We start from the raw sequence: 20,530 nt of genomic DNA on the forward strand, positions 1-20,530 counted from the left end.
CGCCGCTTGGCGCCGGAAGCCGCTGTCGCGGCTTCATGCAATCTCAGTCGTCGAAGTCGCCGATGCCGGGATCGGGCATCTCGTCGATGAAGCCCTCGGTCCAGTCGCCGGTATCCTCGAAGGTGGGGCCGCCGGGGACCGGGCCGGCCGGCGTCGGCGCCTCCGGCTCGTCGCCGAACTTGACGTCGACGATCTCGGCGCCGGGAAACAGGCGGAAGATGGCGGCGACCACCGGATCGGCCAGCGCGTCGTCCACCGCTTCGCGGCGACGCGCCTCGCGCGTCTCGTAGAGCGTCGGCCGCCCCTCGTCGCGCGACACGGCGACGATCCAGCGGCGGCCGGTCCAGGCGGAGAGCTTGCGGCCAAGCTCGCCGGCGAGGCCCGGATTGGCGCCGTCGACCGGCGAGAACTCGATGCGCCCGTCCTCGAAGCGGACCAGGCGAACGTGCCGCTCCAGCGCGAACTTCAGGCCGATGTCGCGATTGCTCTCGGCCAGCGCCACCACCGCCTCGAAGCTGTCGAGGCGCGGGCCGGCCGCCGCCTCGGGCTCGGCGCGGCGCAGGGCGGCGCCGGAAAAGCCATTGGCGGCGCGGGCGCGCGGACCATCGCCGCCCGGCGACGGACCGCCGACCGGTGGGGTCAATCCGGGAAACGTGCCGTCCTTCAGCATCCTGAGGGCTTCGTCGGGCGTCGGCAGGTCGGCGGCATAGGCGAGGCGCACCAGCACCATCTCGGCGGCAGGCAGCGGCCGCGGCGCCGTCTGCACCTCCTGGATGCCTTTCAGGAGCAGCTGCCAGGCGCGGCTGAGCACGCGCACCGACAGCCTGTCGGCGAAGTCGCGGCCGCGCGTCCGCTCGGCCTCGGTCAGCGACGGATCGGCCGCGCCCTCCGGCATATGCTTGAGGCGCGTCACCAGATGCACGAAGGCGGCGAGGTCGGTCAGCACCGCCGCCGGGTCGGCGCCGGTGTCGTACTGATCGGCAAGGATGGCCAGCGCGCCGGCGACGTCGCCCTTCATCGCCGCCTCGAACAGGTCAACGACGCGCACGCGATCGGCAAGGCCGAGCATCGTCCGGACGGCGGCAGCAGCGACGTGGCCGCCGCCATGGGCGATCGCCTGGTCGAAGATGGTCAGGCTGTCGCGCACCGAGCCCTCGGCGGCGCGGGCGACCAGGGCGATGGCTTCCTCGTCGGCGGTAACCTGCTCGGCGGCGGCGATCTTCGTCAGATGGGCGGCCAGTTCGCCGGTCGGCACGCGGCGCAGGTCGAACCGCTGGCAGCGCGACAGCACGGTGATCGGCACCTTGCGGATCTCGGTGGTGGCGAAGACGAACTTGACGTGCTCGGGCGGCTCTTCCAGCGTCTTCAGGAGCGCGTTGAAAGCCTGCGTCGACAGCATGTGCACTTCGTCGATGATGTAGACCTTGTAGCGGGCCGACACCGGCTTGTAGCGGGCCGCCTCGATGATGTCGCGCACGTCGTCGACGCCGGTGTGCGAGGCGGCGTCCATCTCGATGACGTCGACGTGCCGGCCCTCCATGATGGCGCGGCAGTGCGTGCCCTCGCGGTCCATGTGCACGGTGGGGCGGTCGACCTCGCCGGGAATCTCGTAGTTGAGGGCGCGGGCGAGGATGCGGGCGGTGGTGGTCTTGCCGACGCCGCGCACGCCGGTCAGCATCCAGCCTTGGGCGATGCGTCCGGTGTCGAAGGCGTTTTCGAGCGTGCGCACCATGGCGCCGTGGCCGATCAGGTCGGCGAAGCTCTCGGGGCGGTATTTGCGGGCGAGGACCCGATAGGGCGAGGCTGCCGTCTGATCGGCGGGCGTCAGAGTGTCCGGCATGCTCGCAAACCTGGGAAACGGAGGGTGGGAGGTCGACAGATGACCCGAGCCGAAACTCGTTGGGGCTGCTTCCTTCCGGACCTGACCCGGTTGGCGAGTGGTTCGTCCACCGCCAACCTCCCGCGCCACATATCGCGGTGTTGCCGGCAAAATGCAAGGGGTGGTTTTTGCAGGGCGCGACCTTGGAAGGCGGCTTCGGGAACCGCTTTCGCGCGAAGCCATTGCCTTCGCGCCGCAATGATGGAAATTTCGGGGAAATGCCGTTCGAGCGGGGATACGCGATGATTCGACCTTCCGGCCTCTGGACGCGGCGCCTCGTCGCCGCCTGCCTCGCCGCCCTGCCGCTCGTCCTCGGGGCGCCGGCCCTAGCCGACGAGCCGGCCTGGCGGACGGCGACGGCGCTCGGCGGCGAGCCGCGCTATTCGCAGGGCTTTACCCATTTCGACTACGTCAACCCCGACGCCCCCAAGGGCGGCGAGGCGCGCTTCGGCGCCGAGGGCAGCTTCGACAGCACCAATGTCTTCCTCGGCATCAAGGGCACGCCGACCGGCGCCGTGGCCCTCGCCTACGAGACGCTGTTCACCGCCTCGCTCGACGAGCTGGACATCTCCGCCTCCTATCCGCTTGTCGCCGACGCCATGCGCTACCCGGACGATTTCGCCTGGGCGGAATACCGGATCGATCCGGCCGCCCGCTGGCAGGATGGCCAGCCGGTGACCGTCGACGACGTCGTCTGGTCGTTCGACACGCTGAAGGAGATCTATCCGACCTTCACCAGCTACTACGCCCATGTCGTCAAGGCCGAGCCGGCCGGCGAACGCATCGTGCGCTTCACCTTCGACGCGCCGGGCAACCGCGAGCTGCCGCACATCCTCAGCCAGCTCTACGTGCTGCCCAAGCACTGGTGGCAGGGCACCGACGCCGCCGGCAAGCCGCGCAACATCCGCGAGACGACGCTGGAACCGCCGCTCGGCTCCGGCCCCTACAAGGTGACCGCCGTCGATCCCGGCAAGCGGGTGGTGCTCAGCCGCGATCCCGCCTATTGGGGGGCGAAGCTGCCGGTCAATGCCGGCGCCAACAACTTCGACCGGCTCTCCTACGAGTATTATCTCGATCCGACGGTGATGATGGAGGCCTTCAAGGGCGACAAATACGACTTCCGCGCCGAGCGCTCGGCCAAGATGTGGGCGACCGGCTACGATTTCCCGGCCAGGGCCGACGGCCGCGTCGTCACCCTGACCTTCCCGCGCTCGGCCACCGGCGTGATGCAAGCGCTGGCGCTGAACCTCCGGCTGCCGAAATATCAGGACCCGCGTATCCGGCGGGCCCTCAACTTCACCTTCGACTACGAGACGCTGAGGCGGACGGTATTCTTCGACCTCTACGACCGCATCGACAGCTATTTCTTCGGCACCGACCTCGCCTCGAAGGGCCTGCCGGGACCGGACGAACTCGCCCTGCTCGAACCACTGCGCGACAAGCTGCCGGCGTCGGTGTTCACCACCCCCTATGCCAACCCGGTCGGCGGCACGCCCGAGGCGGTGCGCGACAATCTCCGCCAGGCGGTGGCGCTGTTCGCCGAGGCCGGCTGGACCATCCGCGACGGCAAGATGCGCAACGGGAGCGGCGAGCCGTTCCGGATCGAGTTCCTGACCAACGACCAGCTCAACGAGCGCTACATGTCGCCCTACGCCAAGGCGCTCGCCCGCATCGGCATCGACCTCGACTACCGGCTCGTCGACGACGCGCAATACCAGAACCTCATGCGCGACTTCCGCTTCGACATGACGACGGCCATCTGGGCGGAGTCGCTGTCGCCGGGCAACGAGCAGCGCGAATACTGGGGATCGCAGGCGGCCGACCGGCCCGGCTCGCGCAACACGGCCGGCATCAAGGACGCGGCCATCGATGCGCTGATCGACAAGGTGGTGTTTGCCACCGACCGCGAGGCGCTGGTCACCGCGACGCACGCCCTCGACCGGGCGCTGCTGGCCGGCGACTACGTCATTCCGCTGTTCTACTCGCGCAACAACTTCTACGCCTACTGGAACCGCTTCGGCCATCCGGCAGACCTGCCGAAATATTCGGTCGGCTTCCCCGACATCTGGTGGTACGACGCGGCCAAGGCGGCGGCGACCGGCCTCTCCCGCTGATCGCACCCACACGAGGGCTCCCCGCTTCATGGCAGGCTACATCCTCCGCCGCCTCCTCCTGATGATCCCGACGCTGATCGGCATCATGGCCATCAACTTCGCCGTGGTGCAGTTCGCGCCCGGCGGGCCGGTGGAGAAGGTGATCGCCAAGCTGCAGGGCACCGACGTCGGCGCCACCGATCGCTTCACCGGCGCCGGCTCCGACCTCGGCGGCCACAACGCGGCCCCCGACCAGATGGCCGGCGAGGCGGTGACCTCGAAATACCGCGGCGCCCAGGGGCTCGACCCGGAGTTCATCAAGAAGCTGGAAAAGGAATTCGGCTTCGACAAGCCGCCGCTCGAACGCTTCGGCCTGATGCTGTGGAACTATGCCCGCTTCGACTTCGGCCAGAGCTATTTCCGCTCCATCTCGGTGATCGACCTGATCAAGGAGAAGCTGCCGGTCTCCATTTCGCTCGGCCTGTGGATGACGCTGATCTCCTACGGCATCTCCATCCCGCTCGGCATCGCCAAGGCGGTGCGCGACGGCTCGCGCTTCGACGTCTGGACCTCGTTCGTCATCGCCGTCGGCTACGCCGTGCCGAGCTTCCTGTTCGGCATCCTGCTGATCGTGCTGTTCGCCGGCGGCTCCTTCTGGTCGATCTTCCCCTTGCGCGGCCTCACCTCCGACGGCTGGGCGCTGATGAGCTGGCCCGAGCGCATCGCCGACTACCTCTGGCACATGGCGCTGCCGCTCGCCGCCATGGCGACGCACGCCTTCGCCACCACGACGCTGCTGGTCAAGAACTCCTTCCTCGACGAGATCCGCAAGCAATACGTGCTGACCGCCCGCATGAAGGGGCTGTCCGAGCGCCGCGTGCTCTACGGCCACGTGTTCCGCAACGCCATGCTGATCGTCATCGCCGGCTTTCCCGGCGCCTTCATCGCCTCCTTCTTCGCCGGCTCGCTGCTGATCGAGACCATCTTCTCGCTCGACGGCCTCGGCCTCCTGTCCTTCGAATCGGTGATCAACCGCGACTATGCCGTGGTGTTCGCGACGCTCTATGTCTTCTCGCTGATGGGCCTTTTCATCAACATCCTCTCAGACCTCACCTACATGTGGATCGATCCGCGCATCGACTTCGAAAGCCGGGAGGTCTGACGATGGCCGCATCCCCTGCCCGGCGCCCCTGGCTGTCGCCCGTCAACCGCCGCAGATGGCAGAACTTCAAGGCCAACCGGCGCGGCTGGTGGTCGTTCTGGATCTTCATGGTGCTGTTCGTGGCGACGCTGCTCTCCAACGTCCTCGCCAACGACCGGCCGCTGATCGTCTCCTACAAAGGCGAACTGCTGTTTCCGGTGCTGGTCGATTATCCGGAGGAGAAATTCGGCGGCTTCCTGGCGATCACCAACTATCGCGACCCCTATAATCGCGACGAGATCGAGAGCAACGGCTGGATGATCTGGCCGCCGGTGCGCTACTCCTTCGATACGCCCAACACCGAGGCGCCGACGCCGGCCCCGTCGCCGCCGGCCTTCCTGCTGACGCCCGCGCAGCGTTGTTCGGCCTATCCGCAAGGGTTGGGCGACCGCGACTGCGTGTTCGGCAACATGAACTGGCTCGGCACCGACGACCAGGGCCGCGACGTCATCGCCCGCGCCCTCTACGGCTTCCGCATCTCGGTGCTGTTCGGCCTGACGCTGGCCGTCGTCTCGTCGGTGGTCGGCGTCGCCATCGGCGCCGTGCAGGGCTATTACGGCGGCCTGACCGATCTCCTGATGCAGCGCTTCATCGAGATCTGGAACGCCGTGCCGACGCTCTACCTGTTGATCATCGTGTCGTCGGTGATCGCGCCGTCCTTCCTGGTGCTGCTGTTGATCCTGCTCGCCTTCTCGTGGACGCATCTGGTCGGCGTCGTGCGCGCCGAATTCCTCAGGGCGCGCAACTTCGAGTTCGTGCGGGCGGCGCGGGCGCTCGGCGTCGGCAACCTGACCATCATGCGCCGGCATCTGCTGCCCAACGCCATGGTGGCGACGCTGACCTTCCTGCCGTTCATCCTCAACGGCTCGATCACCACGCTGACCTCGCTCGACTATCTCGGCTTCGGCCTGCCGGCCGGCTACCCGTCGCTGGGCGAGCTGCTGCGGCAGGGCAAGACCAACGTCTTCGCGCCCTGGCTGGGCATCACCGGCTTCATGGTGGTGGCCGTCATGCTGAGCCTGCTGATCTTCATCGGCGAGGCGGTGCGCGACGCCTTCGACCCGCGCAAGACCTTCCAATGAGGCCCGCCATGCCTGATGCCGCCGGCGGCGCCCGCCTGCTCTCCGTCCGCAACCTTTCGGTCGCCTTCCACCGGGAGGGAGGCGAGACGCTGGCCGCCCGCGGCGTGTCCTTCGACCTCGACAAGGGCCGCACGCTGGCGGTGGTCGGCGAAAGCGGCTCGGGCAAGTCGGTGACGGCGCTGTCGGTGGTCCGCCTGCTGCCCTATCCGGCCGCCCGCCATCCCGGCGGCGAAATCCTGTTCAAGGGTCGTGATCTCCTCAAGGCCGACGAGGCGGAATTGAGAAAGATCCGCGGCGCCGAGATCACCATGGTGTTCCAGGAGCCGATGACCTCGCTCAATCCGCTGCACTCGATCGAGCGGCAGATCGGCGAGATCCTGAAGCTGCACGGCATGAGCGGCGAGGCGGCCGTGCGGCGGCGGGTGGTCGAACTATTGACCGAGGTCGGCATCCCCGACCCCGAGAGCCGGCTGTCCGCCTATCCGCACCAGCTCTCGGGCGGCCAGCGGCAGCGGGTGATGATCGCCATGGCGCTTGCCAACGCGCCGGACCTCCTCATCGCCGACGAGCCGACCACCGCCCTCGACGTCACCGTGCAGGCGCAGATCCTGACGCTGCTCAAGACATTGCAGGCCCGGCACGGCATGGCCATCCTGTTCATCACCCACGATCTCGGCATCGTCGAGCGCTTCGCCGACGACGTGGTGGTGATGACCGGGGGGGAAGTGGTGGAGGCCGGCCCGACGGCCGAGGTGTTCGCGGCGCCGAAGCACGCCTACACGCGCCACCTGATGGCGGCGGCGCCGAAGGGCGAGCCGCCGGCCGAGCAGCCGGGGGCGCCGGTGGTGGTCGAGGCCGACGATCTGCGCATCTGGTTCCCGATCAAGGCCGGCTTCCTCCGCCGCACCGTCGGCCACGTCAAGGCGGTCGACGGCGTGTCGCTGACGCTCAAGGCCGGCGAGACGCTGGGCGTGGTCGGCGAAAGCGGCTCGGGCAAGACGACGCTCGGCCTCGCCCTCCTCCGCCTCATCTCCTCGGAGGGGCCGATCGTCGTGCTCGGCCGCCGCATCGACGGTCTCGACTCCAGGGGAATGCGGCCGCTCCGGCGCGACATCCAGGCGGTGTTCCAGGACCCCTACGGCTCGCTCAGCCCGCGCATGACGGTGGCCGAGATCGTCGGCGAGGGCCTCGCCGTGCACGAGCCCCGGCTGTCCGCCGAGGCGCGCGACGGCCGCGTCGTCGAGGCGCTCATCGAGGTGGGTCTCGATCCCGAGACGCGCCATCGCTATCCGCACGAATTCTCCGGCGGCCAGCGCCAGCGCATCGCCATCGCCCGCGCCATGGTGCTGAAGCCGAAGTTCGTCATGCTCGACGAGCCGACCTCGGCGCTCGACATGAGCGTGCAGGCGCAGGTGGTCGACCTGCTGCGCGATCTTCAGGCCCGGCACGGCCTCGCCTACCTGTTCATCTCGCACGACCTCAAGGTGGTCAGGGCGCTCGCCAACCATCTGATCGTCATGAAGTCGGGCAAGGTGGTGGAGGCGGGGCCGGCCGCCGAGGTGTTCGCGGCGCCGAGGGAGCCCTACACGCGGGCGCTGATGGCCGCCGCCTTCCGCCTCGAGAGCATCAGCGGGGCGACGTGACGGCGGCAGCCGCGTGGAACAGCGTTTCCCTATAGCCGCCGGCGGCGATATCGCGGCAGAGCGGCTGCCACTCGCAGAGGGCGCAGGCCGGCGCGAAGGCACCGGCCGCATAGGCGGCGCGCAGCCGGGCGCGGATATTCTCATCGAGAACAAGGCGGTCGCCGGTACCGAGCGGCCGGCCGAGCGCCGCGGCGACCAGGGTCAGCGCCTGGCGGTCACGTTCCGGCACCGTCGCCTCGTGGCAATGGGGATGCTGTTGTTCGGCGCAGAGCGGCGCGCAGATGTCGTCGGCTCCCTCGACGATCTCGGCCGTGGCGCCGGCGGCCAGCCGGGCGGCGATCGCCGTCATGCCCCGGACGAAGGCCGGCGAATAGCCAAGGCCCCTGTAGGTCAGGAGGCAGAGGAGGTGATGCCCCCTCAGCCTCACCGTGCCGTCGCCGGCCATGCCGGCAGTCAGCCGGCCGCCTTGCGGTCGCGCTCGCGGCGACGCTCGGCCGACGGCTGGTAGGCGATGCGGGCGTGGAAGGCGCAATAGGGAATGCCGACGTCCGACTTGCGGCCGCAGAAGAAGAAGTCCGGCTTGCCGGGGTCGCCGACCGGCCATTTGCAGGTGCTTTCGGTCAGCGACAGGATGGTCACCTTCTCGAAGGCCGGCGGCTCGTTCTCGGCGACGGTGGCCACCGCCAGCGCTTCATCAGCCTGGGCGTCCGCCTTGAGGGCGGTGGCGCCGATGGTGATCGGCCGGGCCGGGCTCACCGGCCGGCCGACGGTCGGCTGGCCCTGCGCGACCGGACGGCTGGCGGCAGACTTGACGCGCGGCGGGGCGGCGACCGTCGGCCTCGACGGCTGCACCTGCGGCTTCGACCGGCCGGACAGGCCGAGCCGGTGCACCTTGCCGATCACCGCGTTGCGGGTCACCGCGCCGAGTTCGGCCGCGATCTGGCTGGCGCTCAACCCTTCAGACCAGAGCGTCTTGAGACGTTCGACGCGTTCGTCGGTCCAGGACATCTTGTCATCCTCTCTTCACCGCCCGCCCGAGCATTCCGCCGCGGAATCCTTCGGGCCACGCCCGGTCCATCTATCGGTCCGGCAACGCAAAACACATGCGATTGTATCGCTGGAGCGTCCCGCCACGACATCTCGTGGCGACGACTGCTAGGCTACAATGGCCGCTCTGCCGCGCGCAATGACTGCGGAGTCACGCCTTACGGCCGTTCACGACTTTTCAACACATATCGTGGCAGCGGCGCCACGCTTCAACGGGCGCCGCGCCGGCTGATTCGCAGGCGTCCGGAAGACGCGTCCGCCTGCCGCCAATTCGGGCGACAGATCCGCAAAAACCTTGACAGTTCCGGCTTTTTTCATGTTATAGAGCCGCTTCGTGAGAGGCCGCGCCGCTGGATACGAACGGGGGCGCGGCCTGCTTTTTTCGTCCCGCGCCTCACGACAGCGGCGGGCCGCCCGCGACGATCCCGTCGCCTTACCGACAAGGAAAACCCGTCATGACCGCCCCCGGTTCCACTTCTCCGCTCTATGCGACCTTCGCACGCGCGGACGTGGCCTTCGAGCGAGGCGAGGGGGCATGGCTCATCGACACCCGAGGCAATCGCTGGCTCGATTTCGGCTCCGGCATCGCCGTCAACGCCCTCGGCCACGCCCATCCGCATCTCGTCGCGGCGCTGACGGCGCAGGCCGGCAAGGTCTGGCACGTCTCCAACGCCTTCCGCATTCCCGAGCAGGAGAAGCTGGCCGAGCGGCTGGTCGCCAACAGCTTCGCCGACCGCTGCTTCTTCACCAACTCCGGCGCCGAGGCGCTGGAATGCGCCTTCAAGACGGTGCGCCGCTATCACTGGGCCAAGGGCCATCCCGAGCGCTACCGGCTGATCACCATGGAAGGCGCCTTCCACGGCCGGACGCTGGCCACCATCGCCGCCGGCGGCCAGGAGAAATACCTCGAAGGCTTCGGCCCCAGGGTCGACGGCTTCGACCAGGTGCCGTTCGGCGACATCGCCGCGGTGAAGGCGGCCATCACCGAGGAGACGGCCGGCATCCTCGTCGAGCCGATCCAGGGCGAGGGCGGCGTTCGCGTGCTGCCGCCGGAGAGCCTGCGCGCCCTCAGGCAGATCTGCGACGACAACGGCCTGTTGCTGGTGTTCGACGAGGTCCAGTGCGGCTACGGCCGTACCGGCCGCTTCTTCGCCCACGAGTGGGCCGGCGTGACGCCGGACGTGATGGCGGTGGCCAAGGGCATCGGCGGCGGCTTCCCGCTCGGCGCCTGCCTCGCCACCGAGGAGGCGGCGTCGGCGATGACGGCCGGCGTGCACGGCACCACCTATGGCGGCAATCCGCTGGCCATGGCGGTGGGCAACGCCGTGCTCGACGTGCTGCTGGAAGACGGCTTCCTCGACCGGGTGCGCGCTGCCAGCCTGCGCTTCAAGCAGGCGCTGGCCGGCGTCGTCGACCGCCATCCCGACGTGTTCGAGGAGGTGCGGGGCGAGGGCCTGCTGATCGGCCTCAAGTGCCGCCGGCCGGTGGCCGAGATGAACGCCGCCTTCCGCGACCAGCTTCTCTTGACCATGGCGGCCGGCGACGGCGTGGTGCGCCTGCTGCCGCCGCTGATCGTTGGCGACGACGATATCCTCGAAGCCGTGAAGCGCATCGATGCCGCCGCCACCGCCCTTTCCGCCGCGCCGCACGCGGCCGCCGCCAAGTCGGCCTGAGCGAGACCCATAGAGATGACCGAGACCACTCCCAAGCATTTCCTCGACCTCACCCAGCTCTCCGGCGACGACCTCCGGGCCATCCTCGCTCGCGCCAAGGACCTCAAGTCCAAGGTCGACGGCTGCCGCCCCGGCGTCGGCCCGCTCGCCGGCAAGGTGCTGGCGATGATCTTCGAGCGGCCGTCCACCCGCACCCGCGTCTCCTTCGACGTCGGCATGCGCCAGCTCGGCGGCGAGACCGTCATGCTGACCGGCGCCGAGATGCAGATCGGCCGCGGCGAGACCATCGCCGACACCGCCCGCGTCATGTCGCGCTACGTCGATGCCATGATGATCCGCATCCTCGACGTCAACGCGCTGCACGAGCTGGCCGAATACGCCACGGTACCGGTGATCAACGGCCTGACCAAGGTCAGCCACCCGACGCAGGTGATGGCCGACATCATGACCTACGAGGAGCACCGCGGCCCGGTGGCCGGCAAGACCTTCGCCTGGACCGGCGACGGCAACAACGTCTTGAACTCGCTGGTGCACGCCGCCGCCCGCTTCAACTACACCATGCGCATCGCCACGCCGAGGGAGCTGGCACCGGCCGAGGGGCCGATCGAATGGGCACGCGCCAACGGCGGCCGCATCGAGGTGACCAGCGATCCCTTCGAGGCGGTGGACGGCGCCGACGCGGTGTTCACGGACACCTGGGTGTCGATGGGCGACGAGGAGGGCGAGCGCCGCCGCCACAACCTCCTCAGCCCCTATCAGGTCAACGACCGGCTGATGGCCGCCGCCGACAAGGACGCGGTGTTCATGCATTGCCTGCCGGCCCATCGCGGCGACGAGGTGACCTCGTCTGTTATGGACGGGCCGCGCTCGATCGTCTTCGACGAGGCCGAGAACCGGCTGCACGCCCACAAGGGCATCCTCGCCTGGTGCTTCGGAGCGATGGCAGACTGATGAGCAGCATCGACCACTCCTCCGCGCCGATACCGGGCGACGACAGCGTGCTGCCGTTCGCCGTCGAGGCGCTCGACCTGCGCGGCCGCCTGGTGCGGCTCGGGCCGGCGGTCGATGCCATTCTCGGCCGCCACGACTATCCCCCTTGCGTGTCGCGCCTCCTCGCCGAGGCGGTGGCGCTGACGGCGCTGATCGGCACGTCGATGAAATTCGACGGCCGTTTCATCCTGCAGACGCAGTCGGACGGGCCGGTGGGAATGCTGGTGGTCGATTTCTCGGCCCCCGATGCGTTGCGTGCCTGCGCCCGCTTCGACGCCGCCGCCGTGGCGGCCGCCGTCGAGGCCGGCCGCGACCGGCCGGAGGACCTCCTGGGCCGCGGCCATCTCGCCATGACGGTCGACCAGGGCGCCGAGATGAGCCGCTACCAGGGCATCGTCGAGCTGGACGGCCGGTCGCTGGAGGAAGCGGCGCACGGCTATTTCCTGCAATCGGAGCAGATCCCGACCCGCGTCCGCCTGGCCGTCGCCGAGGTGCTGACGCGCGATCCCGGCCGCGAGCCGCGCCGCGCCTGGCGGGTCGGCGGCCTGTTCCTGCAATTCCTGCCGGCGTCGGCGGAGCGGGTCGGTCATCGCGACCTGCATCCCGGTGACGCGCCGGGCACAGCGGCGACGCCCGACGAGGACGACGCCTGGGTGGAGGCGCAGAGCCTTGCCGGCACCGTCGAGGACGTCGAGCTGACCGATCCCGCCGTTTCCGCCGAGACGCTGCTCTACCGGCTGTTCCACGAGCGCGGCGCCCGTGTGTTCGAGCCGCAACCGCTCGTCGAGCGCTGCCGCTGCTCGCGCGACGCCGTGCGGGCGATGATCGCTTCGTTCTCGCCGGCCGAGCGGGTGGACATGGTGGAGAACGGTCGCATCGGCGTCACCTGCGAGTTCTGCTCGACGCGCTACGACTTCGATCCCAAGGAATTCGAGACGCCCGAGGAAGGCTGACCGTCGCCGAAGCCTTTGCCTCTTCAGGCCCGGTATGGTCCTTCCCACGCGGACCATGACGGCGGATTTCTTATATAAATCAATTGAATAACTGTCATCCTCCGCCAAGGCGGAGGACCTCGCCGAAACGACATGCGACGCGGATATCGAGCGTTCTTGCGGCGTGACACCAGCCGACCCGATGGCCCGTCAGGCGCCGGGGCCGCGCAGCGCCAGCGTCTCCGGCCCTTCCGGCGGCCGCTGCCGCTCCACCTCGGCCTTGAGGCGGGCCGCCTCGCGGCGGCTCTGGCGGGCGGCGCGGCGCACATGGCCCTGGCCGAACCACGAGCCGACGCCGCCGACCAGCACGCCGAGCGCCAGGCTGGCGAAGAAGATCACGTAGAGCGGCACGGTCAGCGAGAAGAAGGGCGCCACCGGGTTGAACGGGTCGAGCACCAGCTTTACCGGCTGGTTGTTGACCACGGCCAGCGCCACCACCACGATGGCGATCGGGCCGAGGATGACGATCCGGAGAAAGGTTTTCACGGGGCGGGACTCCTCGGGCGGCGGCCGCCCGGAGGATCGGCCTCACCCTCACTCACTGTTGCCGGCCTGTCCGGCGGACCGGAACAACGCGCATCCTCGGGATGCGTTCCGTTGCGTCCTCTTCCTGCCAGACCACGCACCCGTTCGGGGCCCGATCGGGCCGGTGCGTTCCCTCGCGCATCGGCTTGTCCGAAAAGCGCCTGCACTTCCCGGCCTGAAGCGTCAGCTCACCTTGCCGTCGTTGAGACGCTCGCGCATTTCCTTGCCGGTCTTGAAGAAGGGCACGAACTTCTCGGACACCGGCACCTTCTCGCCGGTGCGCGGGTTGCGGCCGGTGCGGGCCGGGCGGCTCTTCACCGAAAAGGCGCCGAAACCGCGGAGTTCGACGCGGTCGCCGTTCTTCATGGCGTCGACCACGGTGCCGAGGATGGTGTTGACGATATTCTCGATGTCACGCTGGTAGAGGTGCGGATTTTGCGCCGCAATACGCGCAACCAGTTCAGACTTGATCATGGACGCATGCTCCCAGCCGGCCGGCCAAAGGAAAAAATCATGGAAGGTCCGAGCCTTGAGGGTGCCAAACCGACACGAGGCCGTCAAGCCGACCTTCGCTGTTCCATGCTGAAAGATCGAGCCCGACGAGGCGGCCGGCCGCTGCCATGGCGCGATCGGCGAGGCTGAAGCCGCCGTAGGGCCTCTCCGGCTTCCAGTCGACCACCTGAAGGTCCTTGGCGACGCCCTTCTCCTTCTCCAGCCAGGCGACGGCGGCGTCCTCGCCGCCGATCTCGTCGACCAGCTTCAGGCCGAGCGCCTGCCGGCCGGAGTAGATCGAACCGTCGGCGACCTTCAGCGCGTCGGGCCGCGACAGGCCGCGCCGCTCGGCGACGATGTCGACGAACCAGGCGTAGGTGTCGTCGACCAGGCGCTGGATCATGGCGGCGGCGCCCGGCTGCTCGGGATAGGTGAAGGGCGACGGCTCTGCCTTCAGCGGCGCCGACTTCACCGTCTTCACCTCGACGCCGATCTTCTGCATCAGTTCGCCAACCGAGCCGTACTGGAACAGCACGCCGATCGAGCCGGTGATGGAGGTGCGCTCGGCGAAGATGCGGTCGGTGGCGATCGCCGTCATGTAGCCGGCCGAGGTGGCCAGCGTGCCCATGGTGGCCGCCACCGGCTTCTTGCCGGCGATGGCCCTGAGGCCGTCGTAGAGTTCCTCGCCGCCGACGGTGGTGCCGCCGGGGCTGTCGATGGCGACGATCACCGCCTTGACGGCGTCGGACTCGGCGATGTCCTTCAGCATCTTGCGCTGGGCGGGGTCGGCGAGGATCATGCCGGAGACGGTGACGCGGGCGATGTGGGGGGCGCCCTTGCCGCCAAACCGGTCGCCGCCGGCGTAGAAGCCCAGCGCCGCCACCAGCACCAGCGCCAGCAGGAGGGTGAGACCGCGCCAGAGATAGAGCCGGCGCCTCAGGCGCCGCCGCTCGACGATGGCATCCGCATCCAGGATCATGGGCGCCGCTCCGCTAATCGGTTTCGATCGCCCTGAGGTAGCAGTCCGGCAACCGGCCGGCAAGTCGCAAGCCGCGTTCCGGCCTCAAATGCGTCAAGCCGCCACCGGGAGTTGAGACGAAGTCTAGTCGAGCAGGGAAACAATCAAGAAAAGAAAAAGGGCGTCGTGTTCGGCGACGCCCTCTGTTCTGACCTTGCGATGCCAAGCATCGTTTCAGGTCGGCAAGCCTCGAAGGTTGAGGCCCGTCTTAACGTCCGGACTCGGATCGAGTGGACAGTTACTAATATTGTCCCGATGCTTGCCGCCGTCAAGGATACCTTGGGCGCAATGGTAATATTTCGTACCAAGAAAAAAGGCCCGCGCGGGCGGGCCTCTTCTCGTATGCGGAAAGCCTTGCGGCACCGGCGCTTAGCCGGCGCCGGCCGGGGCTTATTCGCCGTCCTGGCGGGCCTTGAGGGCGGCACCGAGGATGTCGCCGAGCGAGGCGCCCGAATCGGAGGAGCCGAACTGAGCGACGGCTTCCTTCTCTTCGGCGATCTCCAGCGCCTTGATCGACAGGCCGACCTTGCGGGTCTTCTTGTCGAACTGGGTGACGCGGGCATCGAACTTCTCGCCGACGGCGAAGCGATCGGCGCGCTGGTCATTGCGGTCGCGGGCAAGGTCGCCGCGGCGGATGAAGGCGGTGATGTCGGTGTCGACGATGCGCACCTCCAGACCGGCTTCCTTGACCTCGACCACCTCGCAGGTGACGACGGAGTTGCGGCGGATCTCGCCGGCCGATTCCATCGGGTCGCCACCGAGCTGCTTCATGCCGAGGCTGATGCGCTCCTTCTCGACGTCGACGTCGAGGACGACGGCCTTGACGACGTCACCCTTGTTGAACTCCTCGATGACCTGCTCGCCCGGACGGTTCCAGTCGAGGTCGGAGAGGTGGACCATGCCGTCCACGTCGCCGTCGAGGCCGATGAACAGACCGAACTCGGTCTTGTTCTTGACCTCGCCCTCGACCACCGAATTGACGGGATACTTCTCGAGGAAGGCTTCCCAGGGGTTCTGCAGCGTCTGCTTGAGGCCGAGCGAGATGCGGCGCTTGACCGAATCCACCTCGAGAACCATGACGTCGACTTCCTGGCTGGTCGAGACGATCTTGCCGGGATGGACGTTCTTCTTGGTCCAGCTCATTTCGGAGACGTGGATCAGGCCCTCGATGCCCGGCTCCAGCTCCACGAAGGCGCCGTAGTCGGTGATGTTGGTGACGCGGCCGGTGAACTTGGCGCCGACCGGGTACTTGGCCTCGATGGCATCCCACGGATCGCTCTCGAGCTGCTTCATGCCGAGGCTGATGCGGTGGGTTTCCTGGTTGACGCGGACGATCTGCACCTTGACCTGCTGGCCGATCGACAGCACCTCGGACGGGTGGTTGATGCGGCGCCAGGCGATGTCGGTGACGTGCAGCAGGCCGTCGATGCCGCCGAGGTCGACGAACGCACCGTAATCGGTGATGTTCTTGACGACGCCGTCGACGATCTGGCCTTCCTCGAGGCTCGACACCAGCTCGGAGCGCTGCTCGGCGCGGGTCTCTTCGAGCACGACGCGGCGCGACACGACGATGTTGCCGCGGCGCTTGTCCATCTTGAGGATCTGGAACGGCTGCGGCGTGTGCATCAGCGGGGCGACGTCGCGCACCGGGCGGATGTCGACCTGCGAGCGCGGCAGGAAGGCCATGGCGCCGTCGAGATCGACGGTGAAGCCGCCCTTGACCTGGTTGGAGATCTGGCCGACCACCTTCTCGCCCTTCTCGAAGGCGACCTCGAGGCGGACCCAGCTCTCTTCACGGCGGGCCTTGTCGCGGGAAAGCACGGCCTCGCCGAGCGCGTTCTCGACGCGCTCCAGGTAGACTTCCACCGTGTCGCCGACCTTCATCTCGCCGTCGCGGGCCCTGGCGCCGAATTCCTTCAGCGGCACGCGCCCCTCGACCTTCAGGCCGACGTCGATGACGGCGAGGTCCTTCTCGATGGCGACGATGGTGCCCTTGACGACGGTGCCTTCGGCCACGTCCGAAGCGGTCAGGCTCTCGGCGAGCAGGGCGGCGAAGTCCTCACGGGTGGGATTGAGTTGAGACATTGAAACTCCTGGGGTGCCGGCTCGGCCGGCGGCGTCGGCGGTAAGAGTTGCCCCGTCCCTCCGACCCGGTGAACCACCTGACCCCGCATTGCGGGTGCCGACGCGACTTCGACCGGACGAACGAGGATGAACAGCTTCACGGGCGGAACCGGAGGCTCCTCCCGAAAGTCGCGCTTCTATAGCGGAGGACGACCGCCGCTTCAAGGCACAAAAGGGCTGAAACGGGCGATTCCGCCAGCCTGCAACCCGGCTCAGCCGGCGCGGCGCGCCATCACCACGGCAAGGGCGCGGGCGAACACCTCATCAGGGGTGAGCGCCGAGGTGTCGATGACCACGGCGTCGTCGGCCGGCCTGAGCGGCGCCTCGGTGCGGCCGCTGTCGCGGGCGTCGCGCGCCCTCACCTCGTCGAGGATCGCCTCGAAGGCGACGTCGCGGCCCTTGGCGAGGAGTTCGTCGGTGCGGCGGCGGGCGCGCACCTCGGCGCTGGCGGTCACGTAGAGCTTCACGTCGGCATCGGGGCAGATCACCGTGCCGATGTCGCGGCCGTCGAGCACGGCGCCGGCCGGGCCGGCGGCGAAATCGCGCTGGAAGGCGACGAGCGCGGCGCGGACGCCGGGATGGATGGCGACGCGCGAGGCCAGTTCGCCGGCCTCGCGCCCCCGGAGGTCGGGCCGGCCGAGATCGGCCGGCGCCAGCCGCTCGGCAACAGCGGTCGCCGCCTGGGGGTCGTCGAGATCGAGGCCGGCAACCTGCGCCAGCTTGCCGATCGCCCGGTAGAGCAGGCCGGTGTCGAGATAGGGCAGGCCGAGATGGTCGGCCAGCCGCTTGGCCAGCGTGCCCTTGCCGGCGGCGGCCGGACCGTCGATGGCGACGACGAGCGGTTTCCGCGTCTCAGGCATCGGCCGCCTCCGCCGCCTCGAAGGACGCACCGAGGCCGGCCATCAGCGCCTCGAAGGTCGGGAAGGAGGTGGCGATCGGCGCGGCGTCGTCGACGGTCACCGGATTGCCGGACACCAGGCCGAGCACCAGGAAGCTCATGGCGATGCGGTGGTCGAGATGCGTCGTGACGCGACCGCCGCCGGCGATGCGGCCGCCGCGCACCGACAGCCAGTCGGGACCGTCGGCGCAGGCGACGCCGTTGGCCCGGAGGCCGGCGACGACGGCGGCGATGCGGTCGGATTCCTTCACCCGCATCTCGCCGATGCCGAGCATGCGCGTCTCGCCGCTGGCCGCGGCGGCGGCGACGGCGAGGATCGGATATTCGTCGATCATCGACGGCGCCCTTTCGGCCGGCACCGTCACGCCGGCAAGCTCGGCGTGGCGGACGCGCAGGTCGGCAAGGCGCTCGCCGCCGGTCTCTCGCTCGGCCGTCACCTCGATGTCGGCGCCCATGTCGAGAAGCGTGTCGATCAGGCCGATGCGGGCGGGGTTCATCAGCACGCCCTCGACGGTGACGTCGGAGCCCGGAACAAGCGTCGCGGCGACGATCGGGAAGGCGGCCGACGACGGATCGGCCGGCACGTCGATCGCCTGCGGCTTCAGCTCGGGCCGGCCGGCCAGCGCGATGCGGCGGCCGCCGCCCGGCTCGTCGACGATCTCGATGTCGGCGCCGAAGCCCCGGAGCATGCGCTCGGTGTGATCGCGGGTGAACACCGGCTCGATCACCGTGGTGACGCCGGGCGTGCCGAGGCCGGCCAAGAGCACCGCCGATTTCACCTGCGCCGACGGCACCGGCAGCCGGTAGGTGATCGGTAGCGGCAGGCGGGACCCGCGCATGGTCAGCGGCAGGCGGCCGCCGGAGCGGGCGATGACCTCGACGCCCATCTCGGACAGCGGCTCCAGCACCCGGCCCATCGGCCGTTTGACCAGCGAGGCGTCGCCGGTGAAGGTGACGGCGATCGGCTGGGCGGCGGCGAGGCCCATGGTCAGGCGGACACCGGTGCCGGCATTGCCGAAGTCGATGATGCCGGTCGGCTCCATGAGGCCGCCGACGCCGAGGCCGCGCACGCGGAAGGTGCCGTCGTCGTCGCGGATCACCGTGGCACCGAAGGCGCGCATGGCCGCCGCCGTGTTCATGACGTCCTCGGCTTCGAGAAGGCCGGTGACGACGGTCTCGCCGACGGCCAGCGCGCCGAGCATCAGCGCCCGGTGCGAGATCGACTTGTCGCCGGGAACGCGGACACGGCCGCGGAGCGGGCCGGACTTCAGGGCGGTCAGCGGACGGGCGGCGGGACTGGCCATGGAGCGGAACACCTGACACGTCTGCCCCGGCGGGCTGCCGCGGGCTCGCCGGCCCCTCTAGCACAGTCGGACGGCCACGTCACTTGCCCGGCATCGCCGGCAAAGCCCGGCATCCCGGGACCGCCGCAACCAATTCACCTTTGACAGGCGCCGGGATTTGCCTATATGTGCCACCCCGATTTACCTGACACACGCGAGGCCGACCGTGGCGAAACCTGAACTTGGGCTGAAGCGTCTTTGCCCCAGCTGTGGCGCGAAGTATTACGATCTGAACCGCACCCCCATCCTCTGCCCGAAATGCGGCGCCCAGTTCGATGCCGGGCTGGCGGCGCGGGCGCGGCCGGCGACCGCCATCGACGACGAGGACGACACCGAGGAGGAGGTCGTCGAGGTCGGCGCGCTCACTCCGGAGTTCGTCAGCCTCGAGGATGCCGAGGACGCCGACGGCGACGACGTGCCCGATATCGAGGATGCCGACATCGAGGACGAGACGCCGGAGGACGACGTCTTCCTCGAGGAGGAAGACGAGGACGGCGGCGACATGTCCGACCTGATCGGCGGCGTCGGCGACGAGGAAGAGCACTGAGGCTCTTTCGCCCTCGACCTGAGGACATTCGGCCGGCTGGCGCTCCCAGCCGGCCTTTCTTTTTGCGGCTGCCGCGCAAGTCCTTCAAAAACATCGGAAATCCGCCATTCTGCCAAAAAGATGACGGAAAAATCGCCGCGGCCCGAAAAACCTCTTGATCAACGCGGGAATGCTGAGTATATCCCGCCTCGTCGAGCCGGAACCCATGCCGGCGACGCCCGAAAGCGAAAGCCGGACGGCCTCTTCCGAAGACGGAAACGACACCTGATGGGGCTATAGCTCAGCTGGGAGAGCGCCTGCATGGCATGCAGGAGGTCAGCGGTTCGATCCCGCTTAGCTCCACCAAATCCTCTCCGGACATCCCGTATTCCTGTCGCCATCGGCACGCTGCATTGATGCGCGCCCTGGTCGCCATCAGCCGCCGATGATCGCCCTCAGCGTCTCGACGAGCGAAGTCCGGTCGTCGCCCTCGCCGGCGACGACGTCGTCGATCACCGGCGTGCCCTCCTCCTCGATCACCCGGAAGTGTACCTCGGATACGGCGTTGCGTTCGGCGTCGGAGCTGCCCTCGAAGCAGGTGAAGCGCCTGAAGCGGGCGACGACGTCGGTGCCGGCGGCGGTCGCCGTTCCCTCGTCGATGGTCAGATCCTCCAGCGGGCAGCCGTCCTGCCCGGAAATGATCGGATCGTAATCGAAGGGGCTGCCGGTCTCCTCGTCGGTGTCGTAGGCCGGATGCCGGGACGCCTCGGCGTAGAGGGCGCGCAGTCCGGCGCTGAAGTTGCCGATGTGGTCCTCGTCGAAATAGTCGACGGGATCGTTGTCCTCGCCCGACCAGATCGACACCGCCACGTCCATGATGGCGCGCACCGGCGTCGTCGCTTCGGCGGCATGGGCGGGAGCGGCGAGGGCGAAGGCGGCAACCGCCAGCAGGGTCTTCAGCATCGGAGGCATCCTCGGAAAGGCAAGCGGGACTTAAGCATCGG

18 protein-coding genes, 1 tRNA gene and 1 other RNA gene are annotated in these 20,530 nt (G+C 68.7%); 9 read left to right on the plus strand and 11 right to left on the minus strand.

Going from position 1 to position 20,530, the window contains the following annotated elements:
* Nucleotides 1-43 precede the first annotated feature (43 nt).
* Nucleotides 44-1,840 carry a DNA polymerase III subunit gamma/tau gene (locus H512_RS25360; RefSeq protein WP_084798674.1) on the minus strand — a complete coding sequence of 599 codons (1,797 nt, stop codon included), beginning with the start codon at nucleotides 1,838-1,840 and terminating at the stop codon, nucleotides 44-46.
* A gap of 24 nt (nucleotides 1,841-1,864) precedes the next feature.
* An RNA gene (ffs, locus tag H512_RS26780) (signal recognition particle sRNA small type) lies at nucleotides 1,865-1,961 on the minus strand.
* Between the two features lie 160 nt (nucleotides 1,962-2,121).
* On the opposite strand from ffs, the gene H512_RS0120695 reads away from it, so the two are divergent.
* From H512_RS0120695 to H512_RS0120710, 4 genes are read left to right on the plus strand one after another with little or no spacing between them, the layout of a single operon-like run.
* On the plus strand, nucleotides 2,122-3,993 hold the full coding sequence (locus H512_RS0120695) for an extracellular solute-binding protein (RefSeq protein WP_026785014.1): 1,872 nt from the start codon (nucleotides 2,122-2,124) through the stop codon (nucleotides 3,991-3,993).
* Between the two features lie 28 nt (nucleotides 3,994-4,021).
* Nucleotides 4,022-5,134: a microcin C ABC transporter permease YejB gene (locus tag H512_RS0120700; RefSeq protein WP_026785015.1), complete on the plus strand. Its 1,113-nt coding sequence runs from the start codon at nucleotides 4,022-4,024 to the stop codon at nucleotides 5,132-5,134.
* A gap of 2 nt (nucleotides 5,135-5,136) precedes the next feature.
* Complete coding sequence (locus H512_RS0120705; RefSeq protein WP_026785016.1) at nucleotides 5,137-6,255, plus strand: ABC transporter permease; 1,119 nt, start codon at nucleotides 5,137-5,139, stop codon at nucleotides 6,253-6,255.
* Nucleotides 6,256-6,263: 8 nt separating this feature from the next.
* On the plus strand, nucleotides 6,264-7,898 hold the full coding sequence (locus H512_RS0120710; RefSeq protein ID WP_026785017.1) for an ABC transporter ATP-binding protein: 1,635 nt from the start codon (nucleotides 6,264-6,266) through the stop codon (nucleotides 7,896-7,898).
* Here the strand turns inward: H512_RS0120710 and H512_RS0120715 are convergent.
* Together H512_RS0120715 and H512_RS0120720 are read right to left on the minus strand one after the other, a co-directional pair.
* On the minus strand, nucleotides 7,882-8,343 hold the full coding sequence (locus tag H512_RS0120715) for a DUF1284 domain-containing protein (protein WP_036793068.1): 462 nt from the start codon (nucleotides 8,341-8,343) through the stop codon (nucleotides 7,882-7,884). The two genes, H512_RS0120710 and H512_RS0120715, sit on opposite strands and share 17 nt — an antisense overlap.
* A gap of 8 nt (nucleotides 8,344-8,351) precedes the next feature.
* The gene (locus H512_RS0120720; RefSeq protein ID WP_026785019.1) at nucleotides 8,352-8,906 is read right to left on the minus strand and encodes a GcrA family cell cycle regulator; all 555 of its coding nucleotides are present in this window, start codon (nucleotides 8,904-8,906) and stop codon (nucleotides 8,352-8,354) included.
* A gap of 494 nt (nucleotides 8,907-9,400) precedes the next feature.
* Here H512_RS0120720 and H512_RS0120725 point away from each other — a divergent pair, with 494 nt between their 5' ends.
* The 3 genes from H512_RS0120725 to H512_RS0120735 are packed head-to-tail and all read left to right on the plus strand — an operon-like array spanning nucleotide 9,401 to nucleotide 12,561.
* Entirely contained in the window at nucleotides 9,401-10,618 is a 1,218-nt protein-coding gene (locus H512_RS0120725; RefSeq protein WP_026785020.1) for an aspartate aminotransferase family protein, read from the plus strand.
* Between the two features lie 15 nt (nucleotides 10,619-10,633).
* On the plus strand, nucleotides 10,634-11,569 hold the full coding sequence (gene argF / locus H512_RS0120730) for an ornithine carbamoyltransferase (RefSeq protein ID WP_026785021.1): 936 nt from the start codon (nucleotides 10,634-10,636) through the stop codon (nucleotides 11,567-11,569).
* A complete protein-coding gene (locus H512_RS0120735) occupies nucleotides 11,569-12,561 on the plus strand; it encodes an Hsp33 family molecular chaperone (protein ID WP_026785022.1) in 993 nt (330 codons plus the stop codon). The genes argF and H512_RS0120735 overlap by 1 nt, the downstream gene beginning before the upstream one ends.
* Before the next feature lie 189 nt (nucleotides 12,562-12,750).
* Here H512_RS0120735 and H512_RS0120740 read toward each other — a convergent pair whose 3' ends face one another.
* The 6 genes from H512_RS0120740 to aroA all read right to left on the minus strand — a co-directional run bounded on the left by H512_RS0120740 (nucleotide 12,751) and on the right by aroA (nucleotide 18,961).
* Nucleotides 12,751-13,086 carry a LapA family protein gene (locus H512_RS0120740; protein ID WP_026785023.1) on the minus strand — a complete coding sequence of 112 codons (336 nt, stop codon included), beginning with the start codon at nucleotides 13,084-13,086 and terminating at the stop codon, nucleotides 12,751-12,753.
* A 222-nt stretch (nucleotides 13,087-13,308) separates the two neighbouring features.
* The gene (locus H512_RS0120745; protein ID WP_026785024.1) at nucleotides 13,309-13,599 is read right to left on the minus strand and encodes an integration host factor subunit beta; all 291 of its coding nucleotides are present in this window, start codon (nucleotides 13,597-13,599) and stop codon (nucleotides 13,309-13,311) included.
* Between the two features lie 37 nt (nucleotides 13,600-13,636).
* Nucleotides 13,637-14,596, minus strand: coding sequence for a signal peptide peptidase SppA (gene sppA, locus H512_RS0120750; protein ID WP_026785025.1), 960 nt, complete (start codon nucleotides 14,594-14,596; stop codon nucleotides 13,637-13,639).
* 429 nt (nucleotides 14,597-15,025) lie between these two features.
* Nucleotides 15,026-16,720, minus strand: a complete 1,695-nt coding sequence (gene rpsA / locus H512_RS0120755; RefSeq protein WP_026785026.1) for a 30S ribosomal protein S1 — start codon at nucleotides 16,718-16,720, stop codon at nucleotides 15,026-15,028.
* 251 nt (nucleotides 16,721-16,971) lie between these two features.
* Entirely contained in the window at nucleotides 16,972-17,619 is a 648-nt protein-coding gene (gene cmk / locus H512_RS0120760; protein WP_026785027.1) for a (d)CMP kinase, read from the minus strand.
* The gene (gene aroA, locus H512_RS0120765; RefSeq protein ID WP_053240115.1) at nucleotides 17,612-18,961 is read right to left on the minus strand and encodes a 3-phosphoshikimate 1-carboxyvinyltransferase; all 1,350 of its coding nucleotides are present in this window, start codon (nucleotides 18,959-18,961) and stop codon (nucleotides 17,612-17,614) included. Before aroA ends, cmk begins: the two co-directional genes overlap by 8 nt.
* A gap of 205 nt (nucleotides 18,962-19,166) precedes the next feature.
* On the opposite strand from aroA, the gene H512_RS0120770 reads away from it, so the two are divergent.
* Together H512_RS0120770 and H512_RS0120775 are read left to right on the plus strand one after the other, a co-directional pair.
* Nucleotides 19,167-19,547 (plus strand): TIGR02300 family protein, encoded by a 381-nt coding sequence (locus H512_RS0120770; RefSeq protein ID WP_026785029.1) that lies wholly within the window; start codon nucleotides 19,167-19,169, stop codon nucleotides 19,545-19,547.
* Between the two features lie 269 nt (nucleotides 19,548-19,816).
* Nucleotides 19,817-19,892, plus strand: a tRNA-Ala gene (locus H512_RS0120775).
* Between the two features lie 69 nt (nucleotides 19,893-19,961).
* Here the strand turns inward: H512_RS0120775 and H512_RS0120780 are convergent.
* Nucleotides 19,962-20,489, minus strand: a complete 528-nt coding sequence (locus tag H512_RS0120780) for a hypothetical protein (RefSeq protein ID WP_026785030.1) — start codon at nucleotides 20,487-20,489, stop codon at nucleotides 19,962-19,964.
* Between the last annotated feature and the right edge of the window lie 41 nt (nucleotides 20,490-20,530).

Source organism: Pleomorphomonas koreensis DSM 23070, assembly GCF_000425185.1.
GTDB classification, from domain to species: Bacteria; Pseudomonadota; Alphaproteobacteria; order Rhizobiales; family Pleomorphomonadaceae; genus Pleomorphomonas; species Pleomorphomonas koreensis.

Coding starts and splice junctions, on each gene's coding strand:
- H512_RS0120745 (WP_026785024.1), bottom strand. CDS start 13,599: ATGATCAAGTCTGAACTGGTTGCGCGTATTGCGGCGCAAAATCCGCAC.
- argF (WP_026785021.1), top strand. CDS start 10,634: ATGACCGAGACCACTCCCAAGCATTTCCTCGACCTCACCCAGCTCTCC.
- H512_RS25360 (WP_084798674.1), bottom strand. CDS start 1,840: ATGCCGGACACTCTGACGCCCGCCGATCAGACGGCAGCCTCGCCCTAT.
- H512_RS0120715 (WP_036793068.1), bottom strand. CDS start 8,343: ATGGCCGGCGACGGCACGGTGAGGCTGAGGGGGCATCACCTCCTCTGC.
- H512_RS0120735 (WP_026785022.1), top strand. CDS start 11,569: ATGAGCAGCATCGACCACTCCTCCGCGCCGATACCGGGCGACGACAGC.
- aroA (WP_053240115.1), bottom strand. CDS start 18,961: ATGGCCAGTCCCGCCGCCCGTCCGCTGACCGCCCTGAAGTCCGGCCCG.
- H512_RS0120705 (WP_026785016.1), top strand. CDS start 5,137: ATGGCCGCATCCCCTGCCCGGCGCCCCTGGCTGTCGCCCGTCAACCGC.
- H512_RS0120725 (WP_026785020.1), top strand. CDS start 9,401: ATGACCGCCCCCGGTTCCACTTCTCCGCTCTATGCGACCTTCGCACGC.
- H512_RS0120710 (WP_026785017.1), top strand. CDS start 6,264: ATGCCTGATGCCGCCGGCGGCGCCCGCCTGCTCTCCGTCCGCAACCTT.
- cmk (WP_026785027.1), bottom strand. CDS start 17,619: ATGCCTGAGACGCGGAAACCGCTCGTCGTCGCCATCGACGGTCCGGCC.
- H512_RS0120720 (WP_026785019.1), bottom strand. CDS start 8,906: ATGTCCTGGACCGACGAACGCGTCGAACGTCTCAAGACGCTCTGGTCT.
- H512_RS0120695 (WP_026785014.1), top strand. CDS start 2,122: ATGATTCGACCTTCCGGCCTCTGGACGCGGCGCCTCGTCGCCGCCTGC.
- sppA (WP_026785025.1), bottom strand. CDS start 14,596: ATGATCCTGGATGCGGATGCCATCGTCGAGCGGCGGCGCCTGAGGCGC.
- H512_RS0120700 (WP_026785015.1), top strand. CDS start 4,022: ATGGCAGGCTACATCCTCCGCCGCCTCCTCCTGATGATCCCGACGCTG.
- H512_RS0120780 (WP_026785030.1), bottom strand. CDS start 20,489: ATGCTGAAGACCCTGCTGGCGGTTGCCGCCTTCGCCCTCGCCGCTCCC.
- rpsA (WP_026785026.1), bottom strand. CDS start 16,720: ATGTCTCAACTCAATCCCACCCGTGAGGACTTCGCCGCCCTGCTCGCC.